Consider the following 25,402-nt stretch of genomic DNA (forward strand, 5'->3'; position numbering starts at 1 on the left):
GCTTCCGCTAAGCCTTTTTAGAAAAGGATGAGTATGGAAAGGGGGATGGATGCTGTAAGTTAAGCAAGAGGATATCCATTATGGGAGGGAATAGGGATGAATGCTTTGGAATTTGTGAAAAGGTGGAAGTTTTATGGATTCATGATGCTCTTCATGTTAATTAGTATGCAGCTATTGTCTGTAAATTCTGCCAAGGCTGCTCAGCAAGAACCGTACAATTGGCAAAATGTACGCATCGGCGGAGGCGGCTTCGTAACCGGAATCGCGATTCATCCGACAGAGCCGAATCTTGTCTATATTCGCACTGACGTCGGCGGTGCCCTACGCTGGGATGAAGTCAATCATAAATGGATTCAATTATTAAATGAGACTCCAAGAGAAAAATACAATTTGTACGGCGTTGATGCTATCGCACTTGATCCATCGAATCCCAATGTCGTTTATGTCGCAGCTGGCAAATATGACTATGTAGGCGCTCCTGCGGATATTCTGAAATCAACCGACCGCGGAGAGAATTGGACGTCAACTGGGTTTGCTCCTAGGCATTATGGCAATGGGTCAGGTCGAGACTTAGGTGAACGACTTGTGGTAGATCCCAACAACAGTCAAGTCCTGTATATGGGAACGCGTTATGACGGGCTGTGGAAAAGCACATCAGGTGCTAGCACTGGGTCATGGGAGCAAGTAACGAACTACCCAACACTCGGAACCAATCCGACTGGACTCAATTTCGTTTTATTTGATAAAAGTACGGGATCTCCAGGGGTTTCTACACAAACGATTTATGTCGGGGTTAAAGGTACAGGCATTTATAAGAGTGTAAATGGCGGTACGACATGGACGCTGATGACTGGAAGTCCGCTAACGCCTCGTCGGGCTGTTCTGGCAGGCGGTGACACCATGTATGTCACCTATGAATCTGGTGTTACGAAGTTTACTGGCGGCGTATGGACCGATATTACTCCTCCGTCAACGGGGAGATACAACGGAATTACCGTAGATCCTACGAACCCGAACATCATCATGACGGCCATTGAGGACGGATCGAACACACCAGCGCCGATTTATCGGTCTGTCAATGGAGGAACGAACTGGACACAGGTCACCTTCGTCAAACATCCGGATGTTCCGTGGTGGACCAGTAATTGGTTTTCTGCGAATACATCAACCTTGACCATTGATCCTCATTTTCCGAAGCGGGTATGGTTAACCGACTTCTACGGTACATGGCGTACAGACGATATAACAGCAACACCGTCCCATTGGTATACGTATGAAGAAGGTCATGAGGAAGTGGTGACGTTTGCTCTGCGCAGTACGCCGATTGGTGCACCGTTGCTGAGCGGGCATGCAGATGTCGATGGTATGCGTCATACATCCCTCACGACATATCCGAGTGGTAAACTGGGTAATCCGTCGCTAGGCGATACGGTGTCCATTGACTTTCAAGAAAGTAATCCGAATTTCATCGCTCGGGTAGGTTCCACACGGTATGCCGGTACAGGAGGCGGCGGCTACAGCACCGACAACGGAGCAACTTGGTCGGCGTTTCCCAATCCGCCTGGTATGGCAGGTCGCATCGCAGTATCGGCTGGAAGCGAAACGATGGTCTGGGTTCCGCAGAGCGGAAGTCCAATCTTTTCAACCAATCGGGGACAAACGTGGAATTCTAGCACAGGGGCGCCTTCTGGAGCTGTTCACGATTTTTGGGTCTGGTACCAACCATTAGCGTCTGACCGTGTTAACAATAATACGTTCTATTTATTGGAACGGAATACTTGGAAATTATTCCGCAGTACAGACGGAGGCGCTTCTTGGAACGTAGCATCGACCATGCCGACAATACCTACGAAAACGCCTGCCTATTTCAGCATCAAGGCAGCCCCAGGCAAAGCAGGCGAAGTATGGGTCAGCCTAGATGGGGGAGGTCTCTGGCGTTCCAGCAACTCTGGTGATTCTTGGACGCAACTGGCAAATGTGCAGCAGGCGACTTTGTTTGCATTTGGTAAAAATAAGCTCGGTTCTACGGACCCCACGGTCTTCGTATACGGCAAGGTGGATAGTACCGTGGGTATTTTCCGCTCCGATGATTTCGGCGTCACCTGGGTGAAGATTGACGTAGCTGAACCAGCGATTGGTGCTGAAGCCAATACGATGGAGGGCGACCGTCAGACATGGGGGCGTGTCTATATCGGAACGAATGGAACGGGTGTTTTTTACGGTGACACTTTGATGAGTGAAGGGACCGATACGGAACCTCCGACAAGTCCTTCGAACTTGATATCTTCATCGAAAACATCTACGAGCGTCAACTTATCATGGACGGCTTCGACCGATAATACCGGTGTGGCAGGGTATAACATTTACAACGGAAGCGTATATGTCGGTGCCACGACAACGTTTTCCAGTACAAATTATACCGTAAACGGTCTAACACCGAGTACTGCTTATTCATTTACGGTAAAAGCCAAGGATGGAGCGGGCAATCTCTCGGTTTCGAGCAATGCGCTTAGTGTGACGACTGCCCCTCCGCCGGCACCTCCGACGAATCTGATTACCACATCGGCGACGCTCACGAGCTTAAGCCTCAGTTGGAGTCCGCCATCGAATCTTGCTGGTGTCGTCGGATATAACATTTATGTGGGGTCCAAACAAGTGGCAGCGACCTCGGGTACGTCGTATACACTCACGAGTTTACTTCCGAACCAAACATACTCGGTTACTGTTCGTTCCGTAGACGGTGCAAACAGCACATCCACAGCTAGTAATACGCTTGCTGCAACGACGGCGACAGGTCCAGGCACGCTCGCGTTCAGCGACGATTTTCAGGATGGGGTAGCGGACGGTTGGACGCCTGCGAACGGTACGTGGTCTGTCGTAACATCAGGGGGGTCCAAGGTTTACAAGCAAGCCTCTTGGCTGGCAACCAATGCATTCAATACCGTCGATACCAGCACATATACCAACTATAGCGTGGAAACGAATATCAAACTTACGCAAAATGATATCGACCTGGCAGCCGGTATTACGGCCCGCTATCTCGATCCAAACAATTTCTACTATTTCCGAATTAAAGCTGGCAAACTGCAGATTGGCAAATCGGTGAACGGAGCTGTCACGATCCTGACTGCAAAAAATTATACAATGACGACGAATGAAGTGTACGCGTTCACAGCGGTTTTAAACAATAGCACACTCGATTTATATGTGAATGGGTTTAAGGAATTAACAGTTACAGATACGAGTCTGACCTCAGGAAAAATGGGTCTATATGCTTTCAAAACAAGTGTTGAGTTTGACAATGTAAAAGTCGTTCATGATCGCGATTTCGCACCACCGACGGCTCCAGGTAATTTGCGTTTAGTTTCTAAAAGTGAAACCACAGCAGTTTTGTCTTGGGATGCATCCACGGACAATATCGGTATCACCCAATATGAGGTGTATCAAGGTTCAACTTTGATGGGAACCGTAACGTCCAACACGTATTCCGCAACCAATCTTACGGCGAATACTACCTATATGTATAGTGTGAAGGCAAGGGATGCAGCAGGCAATGTGTCGGGAGCAAGCAATTCGCTTGGTGTAACGACAGACCCGTATCTGTTTCAAGCGAAGAAAACGATCACTGCTATCAACGTTAACGGGGTGCTGGACGAACAAGTATGGTCGTCGTTCAAGCCAATTAAGAAGCCTATTATGGGAACTCCGAACAATACGGCGGAATTCAGCTCGCTGTGGGACAATTCTTATTTGTATGTAGGTGTCAAAGTCATCGACGGTCATCTGTACAATACTTCTGTGCTGCCTTATTATGATGACTCCATCGAACTCTATATCGATAGCAACAACAATAAGGGGACCACGTATGACGGCAATGATCAGCAGTATATCAAGGGCTGGAATGACAGTACTTTATGGCTGCAGAGAGTGATGCCGAGCGGAGTGCTGCATGGATGGGCTCCGATTTCTGGTGGATACAGCGTGGAGTTGGCGATTCCGTGGAGCACGCTTGGCCTTACACCTTCTGCTGGAATGACAATCGGTTTTGATGTAGCAAATAATGACAGCGACACCGGTACGGGCCGTGAAAGCCAGCTGATGTGGGCTGGAACGAACGACAACTGGACGAATACAGCTGCTTTCGGAAGCCTGCAACTATCCGCTGTCTCAACAGGTGATACGCAACCGCCGACAGTTCCGATGAATCTGACTTCGCCTTCACACACGGATCGGACCGCAGATTTGTCCTGGGCGGCTTCTACGGACAATGTGGGCGTTACAGGTTATGCGATTTATAACGGCGGCAATCTCATTGCAACCGTCACTTCGATGACCTACACGGTCACTGGTTTAACGCCGGGAACGAGCTATACCTTTACTGTAATAGCGAAAGACGCAGAAAATAATTGGTCTGCAGCGAGTAACGCAGTCAATGTCATGATGGATGCTTCCTACACGCTGATCCCTGTCACCAAAACGAATGCCGCCATCGTAGTAGATGGCTCGCTGAGCGAAACGGCTTGGTCTATCGGGAATCAAGCGAACAAAAACGTGTTCGGAACCTCTAACAACTCGGCACAATTTGGGGTATTATGGGATGAGACCTATTTGTATGTCGGAGTTACTGTCTTAGACGGAGCTTTGTACAACAACTCGCCAGAGCCTTATTCGGACGATTCCGTCGAGATTTATATCGACGGCAATCATAACCAAGGCGCGACATATGACGGTTTTGACCGGCAGTTCATCAAGGGTTGGAACGACACTTCTTTGTTCGAGGCGCGAAGCCTCACGAATGGCGTGCAGCATGCATGGGCATCAGTGACAAATGGATACAGTGTGGAGATGGCGATTCCGTGGAGTTCACTGGGCCTTACACCATCCGCAGGGATGATAATCGGCTTTGACATTGCGAACAATGACGAGGACGATGGAAACGGGCGGCTAAGCCAAACGGTCTGGGCAGGTACATCGAATAACTGGTCGAGCACCTCTGCATTCGGAGAGTTGAAACTAGTATTACCTTAAGAGGAGCTCAATGGATGAATATAATTAAACAAGTATCAACAACGCAAAAAGCGATTGCTTTTACATTTGATGATGGCCCTAACCCCGAGTATACGCCTCAATTGTTAGATATTTTCGAAGAGGTATCCGGCCGTGCTACTTTTTTTATGATGGGAAAACAAATGGAACTTTATCCTGAGACAGCTCTTGATGTTCATATCAGGAAACACGAGATAGGGAATCATACTTACTCCCATCCTTTTATGACCCAGATTAGTTTGGAGGCATGTGAACAAGAACTTCTCGATACGGACAGATTAATTACACAGGTTACGGGTTCCCGGCCAGTTGTTATGCGTCCTCCTTACTTGGATTACAATCTGGAAGTTCACGAGATTACAGCCAAATTTGACTATCAAGTCATCGGAGCTCTTAACGGGGGAACAAGGGATTGGGAGATGCCCGGCGTCGAACATATTCTGGAGGTAACCCGAGAGCACATCGGATGCGGGAGCATCTTTCTCTTCCATGATGGTTTTGAAGATCGCTCGCAAACGGTAGAGGCTGTTCGAATCTTGGCAAAGGAATTAACGGAACTCGGTTATCAACTTGTCACGGTTAGTGAGCTCCTGCAAATGGCGGAATCAGAATAGGAACAACAAAAACGGAGCGCTGCAGGTAGCAGGCTCCGTTTTCTATTTTAAAGCACGGAACCATTCTTCCTGCTTCGTTTCACTTTATACATAGCTTCATCCGCTTTCTTCATTAATGTTGTAACATCCGCCGCATCTCTCGGGTATAGACTGATTCCAGCACTAAACGAAATGGGGATTGTGATATCTTCATATTGGAAGGGGGACTCGTATAAAAGTGATAATCGTCTATTCATAGTCGTGTCTAGTTCGCTGTGCTCATCTATGGATGAAATGACCCAAACAAACTCGTCTCCACCGATTCGTCCTATGAGATCACCAGGCTCAGAGCAACTTTTTAAAATTTGTGCCATATGCTTCAGATAAAGATCACCTACGAAATGCCCGTGTACATCGTTAATTGGTTTAAAACTATCCAAGTCGACTACGATGAGGGCAAAAAATTCATGATTGGCTATCTTTTGCAGTATTTGCTCCTGAAGGGCCGCGCGATTATATAAATTGGTCAATGAATCATGGTGTGCAATATATTTGTAGCTTTGCTCGGATTCCAATAATTTACGTTCTGTATCTTTCAACGAAGTAACGTCAGTAAGATGCATCACATACAATTTCTCGTTGGTCTCCTCGATCAATTCTAGGCCTATTATCATATCCAAATCACCTTTTTTCGGTGTAACCAACTTTGCCTCCCACTGAACTTCACTCTCCCGCTCAACCAACGCCAATCTGGCGGCTAGACTCAGCCCATCACCGAACTGAAAATGGTTCAACATGTCAGAAGCAAGGATCCCATCAAGCCATTGTTGCGCCTTTGGATTCATTTCTTTCATGGCTCCCTTTTGATCCAGAAGAAGAATAGCTGTAGGGGCCGACTTGAATAGATGATGGAAGAGCTTGCGGTAATCGGGCATAATGTCGTATTTACCAATCAAATGACGAAGTGCAACCCCCCAGAACAAATAACCGATAAAAAATAAGATCATGGCATTTCGTGCAGTGACGAACTTCGATTGCAAGAGAAGGGTGACCAAGACAAACCAGGTAAAAAGCAAGAATAAACTGAGAAGCAGAGAAAGAAGAATTTTCCTATGCAACACATCGCGAGCACGATACCAGGAGACTGTGAGAATGACAACGGAAATCAGGATATAGCCTGCAATAAAAGAAACGGTAATGAGTAGAAATAGCGGATCAAGGGGGCTTCGTCCATCCGTCACTGCAGCGTTGTATAAGACCCTATGATCCTTGCTAATTAAAAATATAGCCCATAATGCGTACGGTGCTGCGTAAACGAGTGGCAAGAATCGCTTTAAGGATGAAACTGAGGGTCCTCCCATGAGAATGCTCAAGTGAACTAAGCAGCATATGACCAGTAGAATCATCGGACTGTTTCCGTAAAGGACGATCTGCATTTGATATTGCGGCAATAATGACGTTTTAATGTATTCCCCTAAAAAATATAACTGAAAAGCAAACATGAGAACAGCAGCAATTCGGTTAAGCATGCTCTTCATATTTCGATGTATTAAGGTAAAGGCCATGTAGAAAAAGAAATAAGTAGGGAGCAGAATCGTTAAGAAGTCCATGAATAGTTCGTTCATCGTATATTCCTCATCGTAATGGCAGAGTGAAATAATAAATTTCCATTCTCACAGTAGCACGAATTTTACTATTGGCGCAATAAATCATCGAAGAACCTCTTCTAAACAAGAGGCAACCGTGGCGCAACGGAACAATTCTACAAGGTTAGTGCTGGTCAAAAACTACATCATTGAGCATTTTGCCGAAGAGGTAAAAATTAAAGATCTGGAAGCACTTTGCGGATTTAGCTGCGATTACTTAATCGTGCAGTTTAAACAGACGTACGGGATGACGCCTATTCAATACCAGATTCATCTTCGGGTTGAGAAGGCGAAAGAGCTGGCCGTTCATGAAGGGCTGACACCTAGCGAGGTTGCACAACGTGTTGGCTACAGTGATATTCACACGTTCGGAAAAATGTTTAAGAAAAAAAACGGCACGAGCCTGAGCCAATTTTGTGCCACCTTAGAAAAATAGATAGACATATGTTATAAAACAACCTACTATTATGTTATAAACGAACTTAATGATGTTATTTTAAAACACGTGAAAAAGGGTGATAAACATGTCTGTTCAACCAAGATTAAATCGCATGTTTAGTGAACAGGGGAAATGCTTTGATGTGGCCATCGATCATGGCTTCTTTAATGAAGTTCAATTTTTAACCGGGATCGAAAATATGAAGCAAGCCATCGAAACCATTGTGAATGCGGGTCCTAACTGTATCCAGCTGAGCATAGGTCAAGCCAACCATCTTCAAGCCATACCGGGAAGAAACAAACCAGGTCTTGTTCTTCGTACAGATGTTGCCAATATTTATGGGCAGGTGCTTCCTACATTTCTTTTTAGCGAACTGATCGACAACGCTATTGAGCAAGCAGTCCGGATGGATGCGGTGGCTGTATGTGTGAATCTGTTGCAATTACCGAATCAACCCCAACTTCATTATCAATGTGTGAAAAATGTATCACTGCTCAAAACAGCATGTGAAAAGTATGGCATGCCGCTCATGGTGGAGCCTTTAGTCATGCTAGCTAATGAAGCGAGGGGCGGTTATATGGTCGATGGCGATATTAACAAGATCATGCCGCTCGTCAGGCAGGCAGTTGAACTAGGTGCAAATGTGATTAAAGCGGACCCTTGTGATCATGTGGAAGAATATCATCGAGTCATTGGGATTGCTTCGGGTATTCCAGTCCTCGTACGGGGCGGAGGACGAGCAAGCGATGAGGAAATTATGAGCCGTACGGTGGAGCTGATGAAGCAAGGCGCATCGGGTATTGTATATGGCCGCAATGTCATTCAACATCCGAACCCAGCTGGCATGACCAAAGCTTTAATGGCCATTGTTCATCATGGGGCATCAGAAGAAAAGGCACTGGTGTTATTGCGTCAATAACTTTACGTACTAGGAGGAGGGATCACATTTTGAAAAGGAAAATCATTCGGTTTGGCGTTATCGGTTGCGGACTCATGGGCAAAGAATTTGCGAGCAGCGCAGCAAGATGGTGCCATCTTACCCAGATCGACAGTGAGCCCAGAATCGTAGCTGTCTGTGATGCCAACCCCGCAGCGACGGAGTGGTTCCAAGACAACGTATCCAGTGTGGAAGCCACCTATACCGATTATAGGGAAATGCTTGCTAACCCTCATATAGACGCGATTTACTGTGCGGTTCCACACAATCTGCATGCTCAAATCTATATCGATATTATTGAATCTGGGAAACATCTGCTAGGTGAAAAGCCATTCGGTATCGATCAGGCGGCTAATACATTGATTATGGAAGCCATTGAACGAAATCCGCATGTCATCGTCCGCTGCTCTTCTGAATTTCCATTCTTCCCAGGTGTTCAACAGATTGTTCAGTGGGTAGCTGCGAATAAATTTGGAAAGATCATTGAAGTTGAGGCTGGATTCTGGCATTCAAGTGACTTGGATCCTACGAAACCAATCAATTGGAAGAGGCGTATCGCTACGAATGGCGAATATGGTTGTATGGGCGATCTAGGGATGCACGTTCTTCATTTGCCCCTGCGTTTTGGTTGGAGACCGAAATCTGTAAGAGCACTTTTATCTAAAATTGTACCAGAGCGGCCCGATGGCAAGGGAGAGATGGTTCCTTGCGAAACGTGGGATAATGCGATATTGGCCTGTGAAGTTGACACCGGTGATCAGCAATTTCCGATGGTCATCTCGACCAAGCGTATTGCCCCAGGACATGCGAATACGTGGTTCATTCGAATCACGGGTACGAAATTCTCAGCGGAATTTACTACGAAGAATCCTAAGCAAGTGAGTTCATTGCCTTATAGCCCTGGCGGAGTACAGTCTTGGCATGTGACTGATGCTCCTTATAAATCGGCGTACAGCACCATTACTGGAGCTATCTTTGAGTTCGGCTTCTCGGATTCGATCTTGCAGATGTGGGCCGCGTTCTGTGATGAGTTAACACATGGTAAGGAGATGGCGCAGCCTTTTTATTGCGCTACGCCAGAAGAAGCGGCGTCTAGTCATCAGGTGTTTACAGCCGCGTTAGCGTCCAATCGAACGGGTCAAACCATTGCGCTACATTGGGAGGAATAACTGTGAGCGGCAAAGCGGAAGTCGTCGTGGCTGGACATATTTGCTTGGATATTATTCCAACGATGGACGAGAAACAAACGAGTATAGCTGAGCTGCTATCACCTGGGAAGCTTGTGAATATCGGCCCAGCGGTTATTTCGACCGGAGGTGCGGTTTCGAACACCGGAATTGCGCTTCACCGTCTGGGAAGCAAGGTGAAATTAATGGGGAAGATAGGTGCGGACCCCTTCGGTGAAGCTATACTTACCCTGTTGAGGCAGCAGGAGGCTTCGCTTGTCGAGGGAATGATTATTTCCCGTGAGGGGAATAGCTCCTATTCCATCGTCATTAGTCCACCGAATATGGATCGGATGTTTCTTCACTCGACAGGAACTAATGATACGTATGCGGCTTCTGATTTGAAACAGGAACACTTGCAAGGAGCAAAGCTGTTTCATTTTGGTTATCCACCTCTCATGAAGAGAATGTTCGAGAATGAGGGTGGGGAACTCCTATCCTTATTAAAGAAAGTCAAAGAGAGTGAATTGACGGTATCACTTGATTTGGCCAAACCTGATCCAGAATCCGATGCTGGAAGGGCTAACTGGCGAGCCATTCTGACGAAATCCCTGCCGTTTGTTGATGTGTTTTTACCTAGTTTTGAGGAAATTGTGTATATGCTCGACCGAGAGCGTTACGACCTTATGGAAAAAGCAAGTCCAGATGGCGACCTGTTGTCTTATGTAGATGTTGAATTATTAGCTCAATTATCCGCTGAACTCATCCAGATGGGAGTGGCGATTGTGGTCATTAAGCTAGGTGAGCATGGGGTATACGTACGAACAACTTCAGATGAGAAGAGATTGGCGCAGATGGGATTCTGTTCTCCCAAGCAAGATCTGCTCGATGATTGGTTAAACTGCGAAATGATATCCTCCTGTTATGAAGTCGATGTCGTAGGTACAACAGGAGCTGGCGATTGTACCATTGCAGGTTTCCTTTTCGGTCTGACAAGGGGATTAACACTGAAGGAGTCACTGCAGAGCGCCGTTGGCGTGGGTGCTTGTAATGTTGAACAGGCAGATGCTACCAGTGGCATACCTGAAATGGCAGTCGTACAGGACCGAATGTACAGAGGATGGAAGAAGCGCGCGACGAAGTTGAAGCTGGTCAATTGGCATTTGCATGAGGATCAGATTTGGATAGGACCCCATCATAAGTCTCCGAAAGAGGGCGTTGAAGCGAATGAAGCGAAGTGAAATTGGGCAAGCTCAGCTGCGGGCTGAACAGATCTTGACATCATTAGGCATTCAACTCACTCAGGAAGAAATTGCGCGCATTGAAGTGGCAGATTTTGGACTGGGACAGCTTGAGGTACAAGGGCTGGAGCTCATTACTTATATCAATACCGATCGTTATTGTGCCAAAGATTTAGTACTATTTCCGCGACAAACTTGTCCCGAGCATCTTCATCCTAGTATTGCGAACGAACCTGGTAAAATGGAAACCTTTCGCTGTCGTGCAGGGGTCGTCTATTTATATGTGGAAGGGGATCCTGCACCAGAGATAGCAGCCATTGTGCCATCAGGCAGTGAGGATTCCTATACCGTCATGAACGAAATCGTCCTCCATCCGGGAGAGCAATATACGATTGAACCTGGGATTAAACATTGGTTTCAAGCTGGTGATGACGGGGCTGTCATTTCCGAATTTTCAAGCACGAGTCGGGATGAGTTGGATATTTTTACGGATCTGCGCATTCAACGTATGCCCCGCATTCATGAAGATGTGTAGGGCTCGATGAAATCAGGTTGAACCTCAGTAAAATGATTGGGATAATAAGGTGAAAAGAAACATCAACGGGGGTTCTCCATGCTAACAAATCAAATCAATGGTCGGCAGCAGCAAATCTTAGATCGGATGGCACTCGATGGCGAGGTTCGAATTGCTGAATTGAAAGAAATGTTTGATGTCACTGAAATGACAATACGTCGTGATATAGAGAAACTTGAGACGATGGGAATGCTTAGACGAACTTTTGGTGGTGCTATCCTCATGGGCAAGGATATTGCCTTGCAGGATCGTACAGGTGTCATGATGGAAGAAAAAATGAAAATGGGCCTCCGAGCAGCACAGCTCATTAAAGAAGGGGAATCCATCTTTCTGGATGGAGGTTCAACGACACTTCAAGTTGCCAGATATCTAACACCGAATATGCCAATCACGGTGGTTACTAATGCACTTAATGTTGCTGCGGAGCTGCAAGGCAAGCAGATTCCTACGATTGTCGTGGGAGGCATGCTCCTGGATAAAACCTCGACACTCGTAGGGCCAGTCGCTTCCGTCGCGATTGCCAAAATGGCTTTTGACCGCGTATTTATTGGTACTACAGGGTTCACGATCAAACATGGATTCAGCAATTCGAATATGCATGAAGCCGAAATCAAAAGGCTTGTTTTGGAACAAGCGTCTGAAGTGAATATGATGATGGATCACACGAAGTATGGCGTTCGGGATCTATTCTCATTTGCTGAAATCGGTGACGTTCATCGCATTATTTCAGACAGGTATCCGGAAGGTGAACTTCACGAGGCTTTGAAAGAAAGTGAAGTTCAAATGCTGGTTTGTTCTTAGCAGACCTTACGTCTTTTGAGCGCATTCCGACTGATTTCAGATAGCAGGATAAAGATAGATTTTCAAATAGGTTGAGAAATCTATCAATATGATTTAACATACAGGAAGTAAAGTTGGAAGCCCTTCTCACGAAGGGCTTTTGTTTTGGTGCGAACGCACAGAAAGACAAATTTCACTTCTTAGGAGTTGTCTATCGAACCATGATAAAGAAAGAAATCGCTCACATTCGTAAACATTTTAAATTGGATAACGAAATGCTTAAAATTCACGATATTTTCAACGTGTATATCATGAAAGAAACTAATGAGATTTACCATTATGAGCGCCAACCATTTTCCTTTGTTGACAGAGAGAAGCAGGAATTATATATGGCTAATTTCAAAAAACTGTTGACCGGCGAACTAGATCAGAAGATGTATGAGTTGAAGTTTCAGGAGGAAGCGGAGCAGCCTACAAAGGTACTTCTTCATCAAGGTTTAGTGACGGGGAACCCGGAAGAATGGCAAGATCTCATGCTTTTGTTGGTGGAGAAAATGCTCACGGATACCGTCTACGAACAGGATACGGTGATTACTTTTGTTCGCGGCCAATACGCCAATCCAACCAAGAGCAGGAATGAAGATGCCATGGAGAGCGAAAAGAATGAGATGTTCTCGAATCTATTCATCCTGTGTAGCGTGAATTCCACGGAACAACAGAAGAAAACACTCATGTTTGACTATGTGGAGAGAGAATTTAAATATAATGTTTTCGTAGATCCGATTATTAAATTGAATACGCCGGAACAAGGTTTTTTCTATCCGAGTGTGACAGACAACTATTCCGATGTGAATCGCATCCTGTATTGCTCGGGGAGAGCGCATGAACCGAATTGGCAATTCATCGACCAAGTGTTAAATGCTGAGAAAACAGTGACAGCGTTAGAAGAGAGAGCTATTTTTGAAGACATCGTAAATGAATTGGCAGGCGATCAGCTGGATGCTGCGAAGATCGCTCATGTGTACGAGGAAATTCATCGGGTCATCGAGTCGAATGAGGAGGAAGAGCCTCCGAAGTTGGACTACAAAGACGTGGAACGTATTCTAGCGACGAGTGGTGTTGAAAACGTAACGGTGGAAAGAGTAGAACGCGCGTTTCAAAACGTCGTCGACGACAAAAACTACGAACTCAAAGCAAGCAGTGTGATGCCAAAGTTCACGTCGAAATCGATTAAGATCGAAACGAAGGTAGCGACGATTACGGTAAGCCCGCAAGATTTAAAGTTCGTGAGACAGGTGAATTATCAAGGGAAACGATGTGTCATGATCGAGGTTGACGAGGATGTCGTGATTGAAGGGTTTACACTGACTTCAGAGACGTTATAGAGTAAGGAACTCGCATAGGCACGGAGCGCCGCGGCTGTTACGAATGCCATTTTATTGAGATTAAAAATTAGCTTAGCGTTTACACCAACTTGCCCAAAAGGGAGGCGACCTGAGTGAAATTTAGTATCATAGACGTTAATAATAGTGGAAAAGCCTTATGTGAGATTGGCTGGAATTGGCGTACGGCTCCGCTGGAAGATTATGACCTGTGGTGTGCTTTAGCTGGCAAGGGTACGATGCGTATCAATGGGATTGCCTACCCTATTCAAAAAGGTGCCTGTTTCCTTGTGCATCCCGGTGACCAACCCGAAGCTGATCAAGACCCCGAGAATAGATTGACGGTTGTTTTTATCCATTTTACAGTAGAGCAGGAAGCTGCTCCTTACAAAGATGAACTGCTGCCTGAGCGAGTTATTTATCTTGAGGAAGTTTACGAGCTTGAGCAACTGTTAAATCAGGTACTGGAAACGAAGTTCAAGAAGGATGAATGGACGGCTCAGGAGTTTGACTGTTTGATGAAACAAATGTTAATGAAATTATATCGTAGTCGAAAACAAGCTCAAGGGTTACCTACTTCCTCGGTTTCCAAAAAACAGCGTCAAGTTGTATCCCAGGTTATGCGACGCATTCAAGAGGACAATGGACGGAGTAGGCCCTATGAAGAGCTTGCACAACTAGTAGGATTAACACCCGGGTATTTATCTAAATTATTCAAACAGGTTACGGGGATTTCGGTAAAAGAATATATCACGCATATTCGACTGCAGCGGGCCCAATATTTACTCTCGCAAACGTCAATGAATGTGTCGCAAGTGTCTGAAACGCTAGGCTATTCCTCGATTTTTTTGTTTAGCAAGCAGTTTAAGCAGCATTATGGTCTTCCGCCTTCCCACTTCAAGTTTGACGGTGTTCAACCTAGATCTCATGGAGAGAAGAAAACTTTATAATTGTTAAGAAAAGACGTTTAAGTACAAAGAATCACAGACTTAAGCCATGTTCATTCAATTCCCTCTTAAGCTACAATAAAGCTAGATAGGATGACATTTTATCCAAGCTTGAAGAGGGGGGCAGCATGCATGTCAACGAATGAACAGAAGACACTTTATGCTTATGATAATGAGGAAGAGCGTCAATTGGCTCATACGATTGCAAATACGATGTATCGGTATGATCAGGTTGAAGACAATCGTATTTCCACCTTGCGTGATTTGACGGAGGAGCATGTGAAGCAATTTTGGGCACGTGGATATCTGGTCGTAGAACAAGCATTATCCATGGAGGAAGTAAACACCTCGCTGGCGGCAGTCATGGATATACTCTCAGGTGCCTCCACCGGCACGAAGATCCAATTCGTCAAGCCGCGCAATGAATTGAAAACGTTAGAAGAGATCGAGCTAGCCGCTCGTAAGCTCAGTGATTATATTGATCATGAACCGCGCTTACGTGACATTGCCTATCACCCATCCATCATGGAAGCGTTGAGTAAGCTGTTTGGTGAAAATGCCAAGGTTGCGCAGGATCAAGCCATTCTCAAACCGCCAACAGGTGGTGCGGAGAAGCCTTGGCATCAAGATATGGCTTATGGCCCACTTGCCTATGACAAAGCAGTTATCGGCTTATGGACTGCGCTTGATCCTGCTGAATTAGACAATGGCTGTATGCATATCATCCCTTACTCACATCGTGAGGGCGGTGCACCACACTATGCGGTCCGTGATTGGCAGCTGTGTGATAGCACGGTGCAGGTTGAGCATGATATGGCTGTTCCGCTGCAACCAGGAGGCGTCCTGATCTTTCACGGGCTGCTTCACCACGGAACGCCGCCGAATTTCTCTGCGAAGCGCCGCCGTGCCTTGCAAGTTCACTACGCGCCTGAATCCGCAAGCAAGCTTAGCCCAAAGGAATATAAACGGATGTTCACCAATGAAATGACAGGCGCGGAGTGTTAGAACACAAACAACAAATGGGGCTGTCCCAGAAGTAAGTTATGCTAATGATTGAGGCAGATAACTACGTTGGAAAAGTAAATAAGGGACTGAAAAAGGAGCTTAGCGGTTTGATACATGGTACCTGCTAAGTTCCTTTTTTCGTTTCTTGGAAGACCACGCTAGTGGATGGTATAACGCTAAAGTGTTGAAATACGCAGGAAACTTCGATTTTGGAGCTTTTAGGGTTATCGCATAACGTTATTGTTCAGTTGGTCGCCAATTAGCACGGATTAGCGTTTTCCCGTAACGTTAAGTAAAGTAGTTGCGTCATTTTAGGTCTTTTGGGACAGCCTCATTGTTGTTAAGCCAGCCCTTCAAAATGAAACACGAATTGCAACCTTCGCTCTAAATCATCCGTTACACGTACCCTCATATCCAACGCATAGTACACTTTTTCATAGCCAAAATGGTTCAAGGATGGCAGAGGCTCTACAACCGGCTCCATCAACGCTGCGTCATAGCTCAACACTAGTTTGAATGCAGTGCCAACAAGCTCGACCCGACCAGCTCCTGCAATCACAGGCTTCACCTGGCAAATGAAACGCTCGGTTAACGCAGCACCAGCTCGTGCTGAGAACACATAGTGTTCCTCCAGCTCCAGCTTAGGCAGCACGTCGTTTTTATGCCAAGTCCAACTTCGCTGCAGCTTCAGCAGCCCCGGGATATGATAGGCATCCTGCAGCTCTACGACGAATCGGTCATACTCGGTTGTAATCTCGGCCTGTCGTACGGTCGCTCTATAAGCTGCACCAGCTTGTTGGCTAACGCCATCGATTATAGGGACAGAGTGCCCCAATGCACTGTTACAAATGAAGGAGTACCTTGTAGCGGGTGCGAAATAAGGCTTCGTATATTGCCCAGCTCCGATATCAGCCAGAAACGTCTCTTGTCCAGCTAGGACGATAAAGTGCCCGACATCGTTATGATTATGGGGCTCATCGTTATTTCCGCCTTTGGCGGCAAAGGAGAACTTCCCATCTAACTTCTCGACCCGCGACACCATCCACTGTGCATCTGCTAGATAGATCGACGCCTCCCTCCATTCTTCACCCTGTGACCTCGGCTCGTACCAAATCAAATTGCGGAACGCAGGCGCCCATCGGCCGCAATGATCACAAATCTCTTTATCCTGAAACGTATATGCTGGTAGTTGTACCTCTGGAAACCGCCGCGCCATTTCATGCGTCAGCCCGATGTACACATCCCATTCTTCTGGCGAATCAGAAAAATTAACAACCTTACGACCGTCTAGGAAGCAGTTCTGCTGAAATAAGGCTACTTGTTTCACTTTAGGATCTGCGAGTAAATCTACCGCTCCGTCGGTTCTCCGTGAGAGAAGCTCTGCGAAATACGTATAGAAACCGAATCCATACCCCCAATACATATAGCCTTCCAAGCAGGCGCCGTCTTCGCCAAAGCCTTCAAGGAATAATTGGACCGTAGGCAGCGCTTTGTCTAATATGAGAGCTAATTCCTGCTTATCTTCAATTAAGTAGATAGCTGCCGCACCGATCGAACCGGCACAGACCGCCGCCCAGTTATTACGAACATGCTCCCAGAAGAAATCGTTCACGAGAAAAGGTGTAAAAATGCGGCGGTACACTTCTCGATTCACACGATCTCGTATAGTCTCCGGCCAACTATGCCCTGTCAGCATCATGACTTCAGCCAATGCAAAAGCAGTCTCCGCAGCGAACAAATCAATCCAGATCCCCGGGTCCGGTATATTTTGCTCATGTACGGAGTATCCATCCGTTCGGAGTCCAGGCGGGCTCTCAAAAGTGACGGGCACGCACCAGGAAAATTCTCCGCAAATGGCCCACACCGTATCCAAAAGTCCGTCTCGATAATCGGCGCGTTCAGGAAATAGCCAGCTCAACAAGCCAAATGTCGTTAGTCGCTGTCTCCTGGAGAAAAAGACGGGCTCATATGTTTTGCGGAAGCCATCCTCCCAAACTCGACGGAATAGTGTCCAGGGCAATTCAGTGATAGGCTGCCTTAGAAATCCTGCTCCATCAGCAGCTAATCGTTCAAGAACCGGCTGGAATTCAGGCTCCGACATAATTCGTCTGCGTACGGCTTCTCGATCTTCCCGAAATAGCCAATGACCGATGCCGGGGCTGCCGTCGGGCAGGAGCTCGTAAATGGAATTGTGACTCATTGTCTTCCATGCCTCCCTGATTAGTAAGATGTGTAATTCAACTCAACCGTTGATAGTCCGCAAAAACCAGGGAAATTCTTCGCGATTTTCTTCGCTTCTTCAGGAGTAGCAGCTGCACCAAGCTGTTCAATACGGCGCAAACGTGAGCGTTCGGACATTTCTGCAGCTGTGATTAAATCGTTGATTTGTTTATATAACTCAGGTCCCCATATCTTACCAAAATCTACATGCATACGCTCATCTGCCATATCGAATTCACACTGAATGGCGGATAGGGCATCTCCAAATTTCCAGAATTGTTCAGCACTCTTACGCTTCTTGATGAAGGAGCAGGGCTCGGCAACCATTGTCAGACCCGCATACATATCAGGGAACCATTCCGCTGCTAGGTCCGTTAGCCCCTTCCCAGGTGAACCTTTGAAATATTTAAATTGTGATGTTGTATAGCCCATTTGCTCCAAGCGACGAATCCCCATGTGACAATGGCGAATCTCATCCCACAGATGTCTAGCGAGGTCAAAAAAGAATTGTTTGGGCATGTGCTGTACCCCGTAATACAAGTAACAGAGTGACTCTGCCGCGCCCATCTCTGTGGCGTTGATGAAGTGCATTTGTTTAATACTATCATGAAGCGGCGACATGCCAGGATCTTCATAAGTGGTTTTATATTTGCTGTCCGGCACATGAATCGGGAATCGTTCCACATTCCAGGCAGAATCGGAGGGTACAGGTCCAACAGCTTCATAGGCAGGAGGGATTGGCCAATCCAGAGAAGCAACTTGCTCGCTCAACGGAGCCGTTGCATAGGTCTGCCATACACTTTGCACATAATTACGCCATTCCGTTATTTGTTGAAAAAGCTCCTGATGATCACTTCCAGCAAAGTAGATCTGTTCATTCGTCCATTTAATACTATCTGGACGGTCTAGCATAATTACCCGCAATATATCAAAAGTAGGTACATCAAGAATCGGATCTAGGCGATATTGTAATTTTTCATACTCGGCATATACATGTTGAAGAACATAGAGATACCCAGCGAAGAAGGCATGCTCAGAAGGAGCGAGTGAAATTCTCTCGAACGTCTCACGTACGACGGCTGGGGTGTCCTGTTTGTCCAGAGACGGCCCCGGTAATTCAGAAACGCGCCCATAAAGGTATTTGGCATGTTGGTTATGCAAATAAGCAAATCGACCTAATTGCGCTTTGGTTTCAAACTCTTTAACAGCTGGAACCCAGCCGAAGACTGCGCGAGACAGCTCGAATTCTAGCCAAAACAGTGCTACTAGTGCATTGGCTGTATCTTTGGGACGGTAGAATCTCCCGGCTTGGTTGGCGTTGATGCGAGGTGTGACTTCGTTATCCATCACATTGACTTCACGATGTTCATTCATAATCGTTGCCCTCCCTTGTATGTAAAGCTATACGTTTAGTTTAATCCAAGGGAAGCAAGAAAAGTTTCCTGTATCTATGTTAAAATATCGTTATATTGCTATTTTCTCGGGGATGGTGCGGAATGAAGCTCATAGACAATGTACTTGGTAAGCATCCTTATTTGTCTTCGGTTCGAAAGTTTACGACGGATGAGAAGGGCTATGCGATATTTCATGCACATCAGGGATTGGAGTTCCTTTACGTGGAGCAGGGAGATGGCCATATCATTATCGATAATAAGCTCATTCCTATGCATCCGCAAACCTTATACTGCTTTCAACCTTATCAATTGCATAAAGTCAACGCGAAAGCGAGCAGCGATCAACCTTATATTCGTAGTCTTATCGTCATTGAGCCATTAACTGTCTTACCATATTTAGCTGTATTTCCAGAGCTATCCGCTTTTTTTCAAAGAGTTTGGAAAGAGATATTACCAACACAATTTTTCGAGATTAGTGAGGCTGGTCCGATCTTTGCCCTATTACAACACGAACTGGACAACCAAGATCATGGAAATCAGTTAGAAGTTGTTGCGCTCACCGTTATTGCTATATTACGTAAACTTCGCGAAGTGATGGATGAGAAGGAAGCGGCTCATGTGAAAAGAGCTTCTCGCAAAATTGCGATAGTTGAGCAGGCGATGGCTTGGTTTGATACCAACTATCGGGAGAGTTTTCGTCTGAATGATCTAGCTTCAGAGCTGCACATTTCACCCTATTACTTATCACATTTGTTTAAAAAGGATACGGGGAGTACGTTGACAGAGTATGTGACGGTCAAACGGTTAAGGGAAGCCTGTCTTCTCCTACAAAGTACGGAGCAATCCGTAGAGATGATCGCTTCGCAGGTAGGGTTCGCAACGGCTTCCCATTTTATCTACACGTTTAAAAAGCACATGGGTATTACACCTTACCAATATCGAACACAGGACAGATAGGTTGGGGGTAATCATCATCGTAAGATAATGAAGGGGATAAGAACCTGGACAGCGTAAAGCTAAATAGCTTTTATCCAGATCGATGCCTGTGGCTGACAATTTTCAATTCGCAGCTCTAGTCCTCCGCTTTCACGAACGACAGCTTGAACCGCACAGCCAATGCCTTCGACTGCGTAATGCTGGTCTAGGGACATATTAACCAGCATGTTGAATGGTTGCTGTGAGCTCGCACCGTAATGGAATTTCGCTTGGAACTCTGTGCAATCCTCATTGACTTGCTGCGAAATCATCCATACGTTAAACCCGGTTGATACTTTGCCTATTTCATAATACGCAGCAAACCAATTCAATACCGGTGCAGACAAGCCGCCAAAATGGTGCCATCCGGCTCCGCGACCTGTTTGAACGATGAAATGTTCAAAGCAGTTATAGGTAAGTTCAGTTTCCCGTTGCCAAAGATCAAGTGCCGTAGTGGCGATCAGATTGGCAAGATCGGCATGCCCCAGATCAAGCATCGTTTTCCAGAAAAACCATTGATGCGGCATCCATACAGCGCCATTCCAATAGCCGTCCGCGCGATAGTAAGGCGCACTCTGGTCCACTGTAGACAGACCTATGGATGTCCAGCATCGTTTCTCGTCAAAAAGAGCGGCTATTAATCTTTCGGCCCGTTCTCTTGAACATACGCCAGCAACCAGTGGGTATAATCCATCCATGCCCATGTTGTAATTGGCTCCGGATTCGTGTCGTAGAATGTGCAGAGGCACGCCTTGTTCGTCATGCACGACATAGCCATAATAGCCGGCTTCTTCATCCCATGCGTAACGCTCAAGGGCTTCGCTCCATCTATGGATGTCGGCATCATATTCCGCCATATCTGGCTGCCATTCGCTTCGCATTGTGGCAGCCATTTTTAAAATTTTGGCCGTACGGATAGCTTGACTCGTAGTTATGATGGGGGAAACCGTTGCTTTCAGCCCTTCGAAATGTACGTGTTTCTGCGGTGGATAATCGTCCCAACCACCGGAATTGTAGAAGTAATCCCATGTTTTTAGCAAGTCTGAACGCATAGAGCTCGTTGTGGAGCCTTGAATTTTACCAGAGAGGAATCGATAATATTGCCGCAGGCGCGTATAAAAATGATCCAAAAGCGCTGGAGAACGTGTACGATTCCATAGTTCGAGAAACAGATAATGTTGCACGGGCACAGGACTTCCATGGTGGATGAACGCTGCCTGCGTATCGCCAGGCTCCGTCATATACGCATTTAGACAGTCGACTGCGCGCTGAACGTCCAACTCTGAGAAGCCGAGTCCAATAAAGCCGGAGTCCCATGTATACAACGAATCCCACCAGCGGCCGGGTGTACTATGGCGAATATAGCTTCGTTTGGTATACACGGGGAATACGGTATTGGTTAACAAGGTGGCTCGCATTAACTGTTGACCAAAGGCATAGGGATCACCGGTCTCATAGGAGGCAGGCCGTTCAAGACCTAACCTTGCTGCTTGATAAATAGATTCACAATGTGTAGAGGCAAGCCGAAAGCTCAGCAGCTTCTGAGTAACGTCTTCATAGGAGCCAGAGCAGACCATGCCATGTAGGACCTTAGATGATTGAGGCAATACATGAATCGGTCTCATAAATATATTAGTATAATGTCCCTTATCATTGCCAAGCAGAACCTCGTCTACGTGATTATGAACGGTATGACGAGCAAAGCGGTCCAACTCATCATTTTTATAGGTGCGAATTTCTACATCGTCGTAATCCCACATCAACCCGTAGTGATATGGGCTATCCGGATAGCGTAAAATCAAGCTCCCTGGAACAGGACCTTCCAGCCGTTCAGGCTCTGTTTGCCACGGAATATCGGGAAATGCAACAGCATTTCGTTCTTGTTCTTCAATGAGGGTGAATCCATCGAAATCTATAGCACCTGTCCCTGTGGAACATATTTCAATGAGATAGTCACCTGCTGGCAATTGCCCTATGTCGATTTGAGCGGTGATTGCCTCATTTGTTTTCTCCAATGGTAAGTAATAGGCACAATTCTGGATGGTAATGCGTAGTTCGCCATCGTGATCCGCTTTGTATCTCGCTAAGAATAGACCATTATGCAAGTCGCGAGAAGAAGTCCATTCGTAGACAAGTATGTCACCCTTGTCTGCTCCGAATCCTTGGCCAATGGCAGAGCCGCCAGTCCAATGTTGTCCGCGAAATTCACCGCGCAGAAATCCGTCATATCCGAGTCCGTCTGCAGGGCGTGGTCGTGCGAAAGTCAGTTCTTTATATTCAAGGGCATCCATCCAAACCGCCCCCTCGGGTAGTTGAGCCTCGGCAAAAATATGCGTCTGGCCATGTCCCGGAAGACGGGGGGGATGTAACGAAGCCATCCAGTGCAACACGAGATTCTGTGGATGTTCTGTTCGATTGACAAGTGAAGCGCGGACTAGGCGGCTGTCGTCATCCACTTTGCTGAAAGAAATATCGGTATAAACTTGATCTTTCCACTCCAACTCGTGTCGATGGGCGTAGTAGCTATAATCAGGCGTCGCTTCCCAGGGGTGATAACCAGACTCCCACAGGACACTGGGAATATCCATTTTCCGTCGGTAGAAGCCAGGCATTAGGCTAAGATCAAAACGCAAACCGCGCGCTTGGTCACTAATGTGGGAGATGCCGATATATTGCTTCGTGTAAGGGCCCCAATCAGGCAGCCGCAAATCATGGGTGTTCTGTAGTTCCTTCATCGATGATTACTCCTTCTAATGAGATCGTATTTTATCTTCATTTTAGTTCAATGCTTAGTAAAATACGTCTTATAATACGTCATTTTTATCTTGATATCGGATATTCGTGTTACACTGGAAGGAATTGAGATCAGAGCGAGGTTGATGCAGATTGAACGTCGATTTGGAAGCTTACGATAAAGAGAGAGTGGATTATTCAAATCCGAATTTGCGCTTGAAAATATGGGAGATTCACCATCCAGCCATTCGTTCAGACTTATATGGACCATGGCATTACCATGAGGAAGTGGAATGGATTCTTATTCTTCAGGGATCGATGACGATGGAAACGACACAACGAGCGTACAAGCTTGAAGCAGGAGATGTTGTCTTGTTTGGCTCCAATGAAATCCATCGTTCCCACAAACATATGGAACAGGAATTAACCTACCTCGTTTGTCATGTCGACATGGCGGCGTTCATGGATCAGACTTTGATGCCCTATTTTGCCGCTTGGACGGGACGATCTGCCAACCTGACGCGACTAAACAGTCTCTTCAGCAAATACCCGCAATGCAGGACTGACATCAGCCAGTTATTAAACGATTTGTTGGAAGATATGACAACGAAGCAACGAGGATACGAGCTATCTGTTAATGCTACTTTGAAACGGCTTCTCTATGTTCTAGTCAAATATGACGATGAGCACGTTATCGTCCCTATGGATCCGCAATTTGCCTTGAAACTTAGTCCAGCGCTCGACTATATTGAGCAATTGCTGGAGGATAAATGCCAGCTTGAGGATGTTAGCTCCAAACTGAATTACAACAGTAGTTATTTTGCCAAAATGTTTAAGAAGGCGATGGGCATCACGTTCACGGAGTATGTTCAACTTCGTAGAATGAAACGAGCGGAGCAGCTTCTGCTAACGGAGTCATCATCCATTACCGAAATCAGCGCTAAGGTCGGCTTTGTTAGTCCGGCTCAATTTTATCAATTATTTAGAAGGCACTATGGCTGTTCTCCGAAGAAATATATGTCGAGGCGTAATTTTTTTGTAGGGGGATAGCGAGTCATAAGGGCAGGTCAAATTGAACTGATTTCCGTGGAGAGGGTCAAACGTATGGCCAGGAGAGAGTCTACCGAGCAAGCGCAGTTTTTAACACAATTGTACTTAAAATAGTGCAAGTATTCATGTCCATTATTTGTTAATATAAATGGTGGAACTGTGGAAGAAGCAGCCTCGCGAAGTGAAGCGTACAAATGGCGGTTCCGAAGGAATCGGCACGAACGATGTGAACACATTAATCATAAATAGAAGGGCAGTGTGGTAAAATGGAAGCACAAAAGACGAAGCGTTTGTATGCGGGTAATACTTCTCATTTATATGAGGTGCAATCGGATTGGCTTCAAGTTCCACCTAACGTTGAGCTTGGCTATACCCACGGTATTGTGACGGACAAAAACGACCGTGTCTACATATTCCATACTGGCAAGCCCAGTGTTTTAGTTTTTGAGTCAGATGGCGGCTTTGTTACGGCATGGGGTGAGGAATTCGCAGGCGGAGCTCATGGTTTCTATTTACATCAGGAGTCAGATGGCGAATTTCTTTATTTGACGGATACGAAGCAGGGTGTTGTTGTGAAGACGACACTGGCAGGGGAGAAGTTACTTACGATTGGCGCTCCAGATCGACCTGATATTTATGACGACGAAAGAAAATATGTGCCAACTGACGTGGCAGTTGCACCTAACGGTGATATCTATGTCTCCGATGGTTATGGACAAAGTTGGGTACATCAATTTACAGCTGATGGCGAATATTTGCGTTCATGGGGAGGCAAAGGTTCTGAACTCGGTGAGTTCAAATGTCCGCATGGCATCTCGATCGATCTGCGCAGAAGTGAACCTGAAATCTATGTGGCTGATCGGGGCAACCATCGTATTCAGGTTTTCACCCTAGATGGTTCATTTATACGCAGTTTGGATGACGATTTGGATATGCCTTGCTCCTTTTTCTTTCATGGTGAGGAAATGTACATTCCTGATCTATACTCACGTGTTAGCATATTTGATGGCCATGACAGACTCGTTGCACACCTCGGCGAAGATCGACAAGCGAAGGGGCAAGAGGGTTGGCCTAACATTAACAAATCCTATTATCGTGACAATAAATTGAGTTCACCGCATGGCGTTTGTGTCGATTCTCAAAGCAATGTGTACATAGCGGAGTGGGTCAGCGATGGTCGGATTACGAAATTGGTACGCGTATAAACAAGAGAATGTCTTAGTTGCATGTATGGAAACCGCGCTGTTGCGCGGTTTTTTTTATGACGCGAAGCG

At 46.2% G+C, this 25,402-nt stretch carries 18 protein-coding genes; 14 read left to right on the forward strand and 4 right to left on the reverse strand.

The window, feature by feature from the left end; all coding sequences use genetic code 11:
• Positions 1-96: 96 nt before the first annotated feature.
• Together J2736_RS01330 and J2736_RS01335 are read left to right on the forward strand one after the other, a co-directional pair.
• Positions 97-5,028, forward strand: a complete 4,932-nt coding sequence (locus J2736_RS01330) for a sugar-binding protein (RefSeq protein ID WP_310222772.1) — start codon at positions 97-99, stop codon at positions 5,026-5,028.
• A gap of 14 nt (positions 5,029-5,042) precedes the next feature.
• Positions 5,043-5,660, forward strand: a complete 618-nt coding sequence (locus tag J2736_RS01335; RefSeq protein WP_310222774.1) for a polysaccharide deacetylase family protein — start codon at positions 5,043-5,045, stop codon at positions 5,658-5,660.
• Positions 5,661-5,707: 47 nt separating this feature from the next.
• On the opposite strand, the gene J2736_RS01340 is transcribed toward J2736_RS01335, so the two are convergent.
• Positions 5,708-7,264 carry a GGDEF domain-containing protein gene (locus tag J2736_RS01340; RefSeq protein ID WP_310222775.1) on the reverse strand — a complete coding sequence of 519 codons (1,557 nt, stop codon included), beginning with the start codon at positions 7,262-7,264 and terminating at the stop codon, positions 5,708-5,710.
• A 118-nt stretch (positions 7,265-7,382) separates the two neighbouring features.
• On the opposite strand from J2736_RS01340, the gene J2736_RS01345 reads away from it, so the two are divergent.
• The 9 genes from J2736_RS01345 (at position 7,383) to J2736_RS01385 (ending at position 15,756) form a co-directional block, all read left to right on the forward strand.
• Positions 7,383-7,721, forward strand: coding sequence for a helix-turn-helix domain-containing protein (locus tag J2736_RS01345; RefSeq protein WP_310222777.1), 339 nt, complete (start codon positions 7,383-7,385; stop codon positions 7,719-7,721).
• An 88-nt stretch (positions 7,722-7,809) separates the two neighbouring features.
• Positions 7,810-8,643 (forward strand): class I fructose-bisphosphate aldolase, encoded by an 834-nt coding sequence (locus J2736_RS01350; RefSeq protein ID WP_310222779.1) that lies wholly within the window; start codon positions 7,810-7,812, stop codon positions 8,641-8,643.
• Between the two features lie 29 nt (positions 8,644-8,672).
• The gene (locus J2736_RS01355; RefSeq protein WP_310222781.1) at positions 8,673-9,830 is read left to right on the forward strand and encodes a Gfo/Idh/MocA family protein; all 1,158 of its coding nucleotides are present in this window, start codon (positions 8,673-8,675) and stop codon (positions 9,828-9,830) included.
• Between the two features lie 2 nt (positions 9,831-9,832).
• Positions 9,833-11,068: a carbohydrate kinase family protein gene (locus J2736_RS01360; protein WP_310222783.1), complete on the forward strand. Its 1,236-nt coding sequence runs from the start codon at positions 9,833-9,835 to the stop codon at positions 11,066-11,068.
• Entirely contained in the window at positions 11,055-11,603 is a 549-nt protein-coding gene (locus tag J2736_RS01365) for a D-lyxose/D-mannose family sugar isomerase (protein WP_310222785.1), read from the forward strand. The genes J2736_RS01360 and J2736_RS01365 overlap by 14 nt, the downstream gene beginning before the upstream one ends.
• 78 nt (positions 11,604-11,681) lie before the next feature.
• Positions 11,682-12,443, forward strand: a complete 762-nt coding sequence (locus J2736_RS01370; RefSeq protein ID WP_310222788.1) for a DeoR/GlpR family DNA-binding transcription regulator — start codon at positions 11,682-11,684, stop codon at positions 12,441-12,443.
• Between the two features lie 200 nt (positions 12,444-12,643).
• Positions 12,644-13,807, forward strand: a complete 1,164-nt coding sequence (locus J2736_RS01375; RefSeq protein WP_310222790.1) for a DUF4317 domain-containing protein — start codon at positions 12,644-12,646, stop codon at positions 13,805-13,807.
• A gap of 113 nt (positions 13,808-13,920) precedes the next feature.
• Complete coding sequence (locus J2736_RS01380) at positions 13,921-14,754, forward strand: AraC family transcriptional regulator (protein WP_310222792.1); 834 nt, start codon at positions 13,921-13,923, stop codon at positions 14,752-14,754.
• Positions 14,755-14,883: 129 nt separating this feature from the next.
• Positions 14,884-15,756: a phytanoyl-CoA dioxygenase family protein gene (locus J2736_RS01385; RefSeq protein WP_310222794.1), complete on the forward strand. Its 873-nt coding sequence runs from the start codon at positions 14,884-14,886 to the stop codon at positions 15,754-15,756.
• A 340-nt stretch (positions 15,757-16,096) separates the two neighbouring features.
• Here J2736_RS01385 and J2736_RS01390 read toward each other — a convergent pair whose 3' ends face one another.
• Together J2736_RS01390 and J2736_RS01395 are read right to left on the reverse strand one after the other, a co-directional pair.
• Complete coding sequence (locus tag J2736_RS01390) at positions 16,097-17,956, reverse strand: heparinase II/III family protein (protein WP_310222796.1); 1,860 nt, start codon at positions 17,954-17,956, stop codon at positions 16,097-16,099.
• 20 nt (positions 17,957-17,976) lie between these two features.
• Positions 17,977-19,350, reverse strand: coding sequence for a DUF455 family protein (locus J2736_RS01395; protein WP_310222798.1), 1,374 nt, complete (start codon positions 19,348-19,350; stop codon positions 17,977-17,979).
• A gap of 122 nt (positions 19,351-19,472) precedes the next feature.
• Between J2736_RS01395 and J2736_RS01400 the strand changes: the two genes are divergently transcribed.
• Entirely contained in the window at positions 19,473-20,327 is an 855-nt protein-coding gene (locus tag J2736_RS01400) for a helix-turn-helix transcriptional regulator (RefSeq protein ID WP_310222800.1), read from the forward strand.
• A gap of 59 nt (positions 20,328-20,386) precedes the next feature.
• Here J2736_RS01400 and J2736_RS01405 read toward each other — a convergent pair whose 3' ends face one another.
• Positions 20,387-23,080, reverse strand: a complete 2,694-nt coding sequence (locus J2736_RS01405; protein WP_310222802.1) for an MGH1-like glycoside hydrolase domain-containing protein — start codon at positions 23,078-23,080, stop codon at positions 20,387-20,389.
• Between the two features lie 151 nt (positions 23,081-23,231).
• Between J2736_RS01405 and J2736_RS01410 the strand changes: the two genes are divergently transcribed.
• Positions 23,232-24,128 carry an AraC family transcriptional regulator gene (locus tag J2736_RS01410; protein ID WP_310222804.1) on the forward strand — a complete coding sequence of 299 codons (897 nt, stop codon included), beginning with the start codon at positions 23,232-23,234 and terminating at the stop codon, positions 24,126-24,128.
• Positions 24,129-24,394: 266 nt separating this feature from the next.
• Positions 24,395-25,333, forward strand: coding sequence for a 6-bladed beta-propeller (locus J2736_RS01415; RefSeq protein WP_310222807.1), 939 nt, complete (start codon positions 24,395-24,397; stop codon positions 25,331-25,333).
• Positions 25,334-25,402: the final 69 nt, after the last annotated feature.

The sequence above is a fragment of the Paenibacillus qinlingensis genome, from assembly GCF_031455095.1.
GTDB classification, from domain to species: Bacteria; Bacillota; Bacilli; order Paenibacillales; family NBRC-103111; genus Paenibacillus_E; species Paenibacillus_E qinlingensis_A.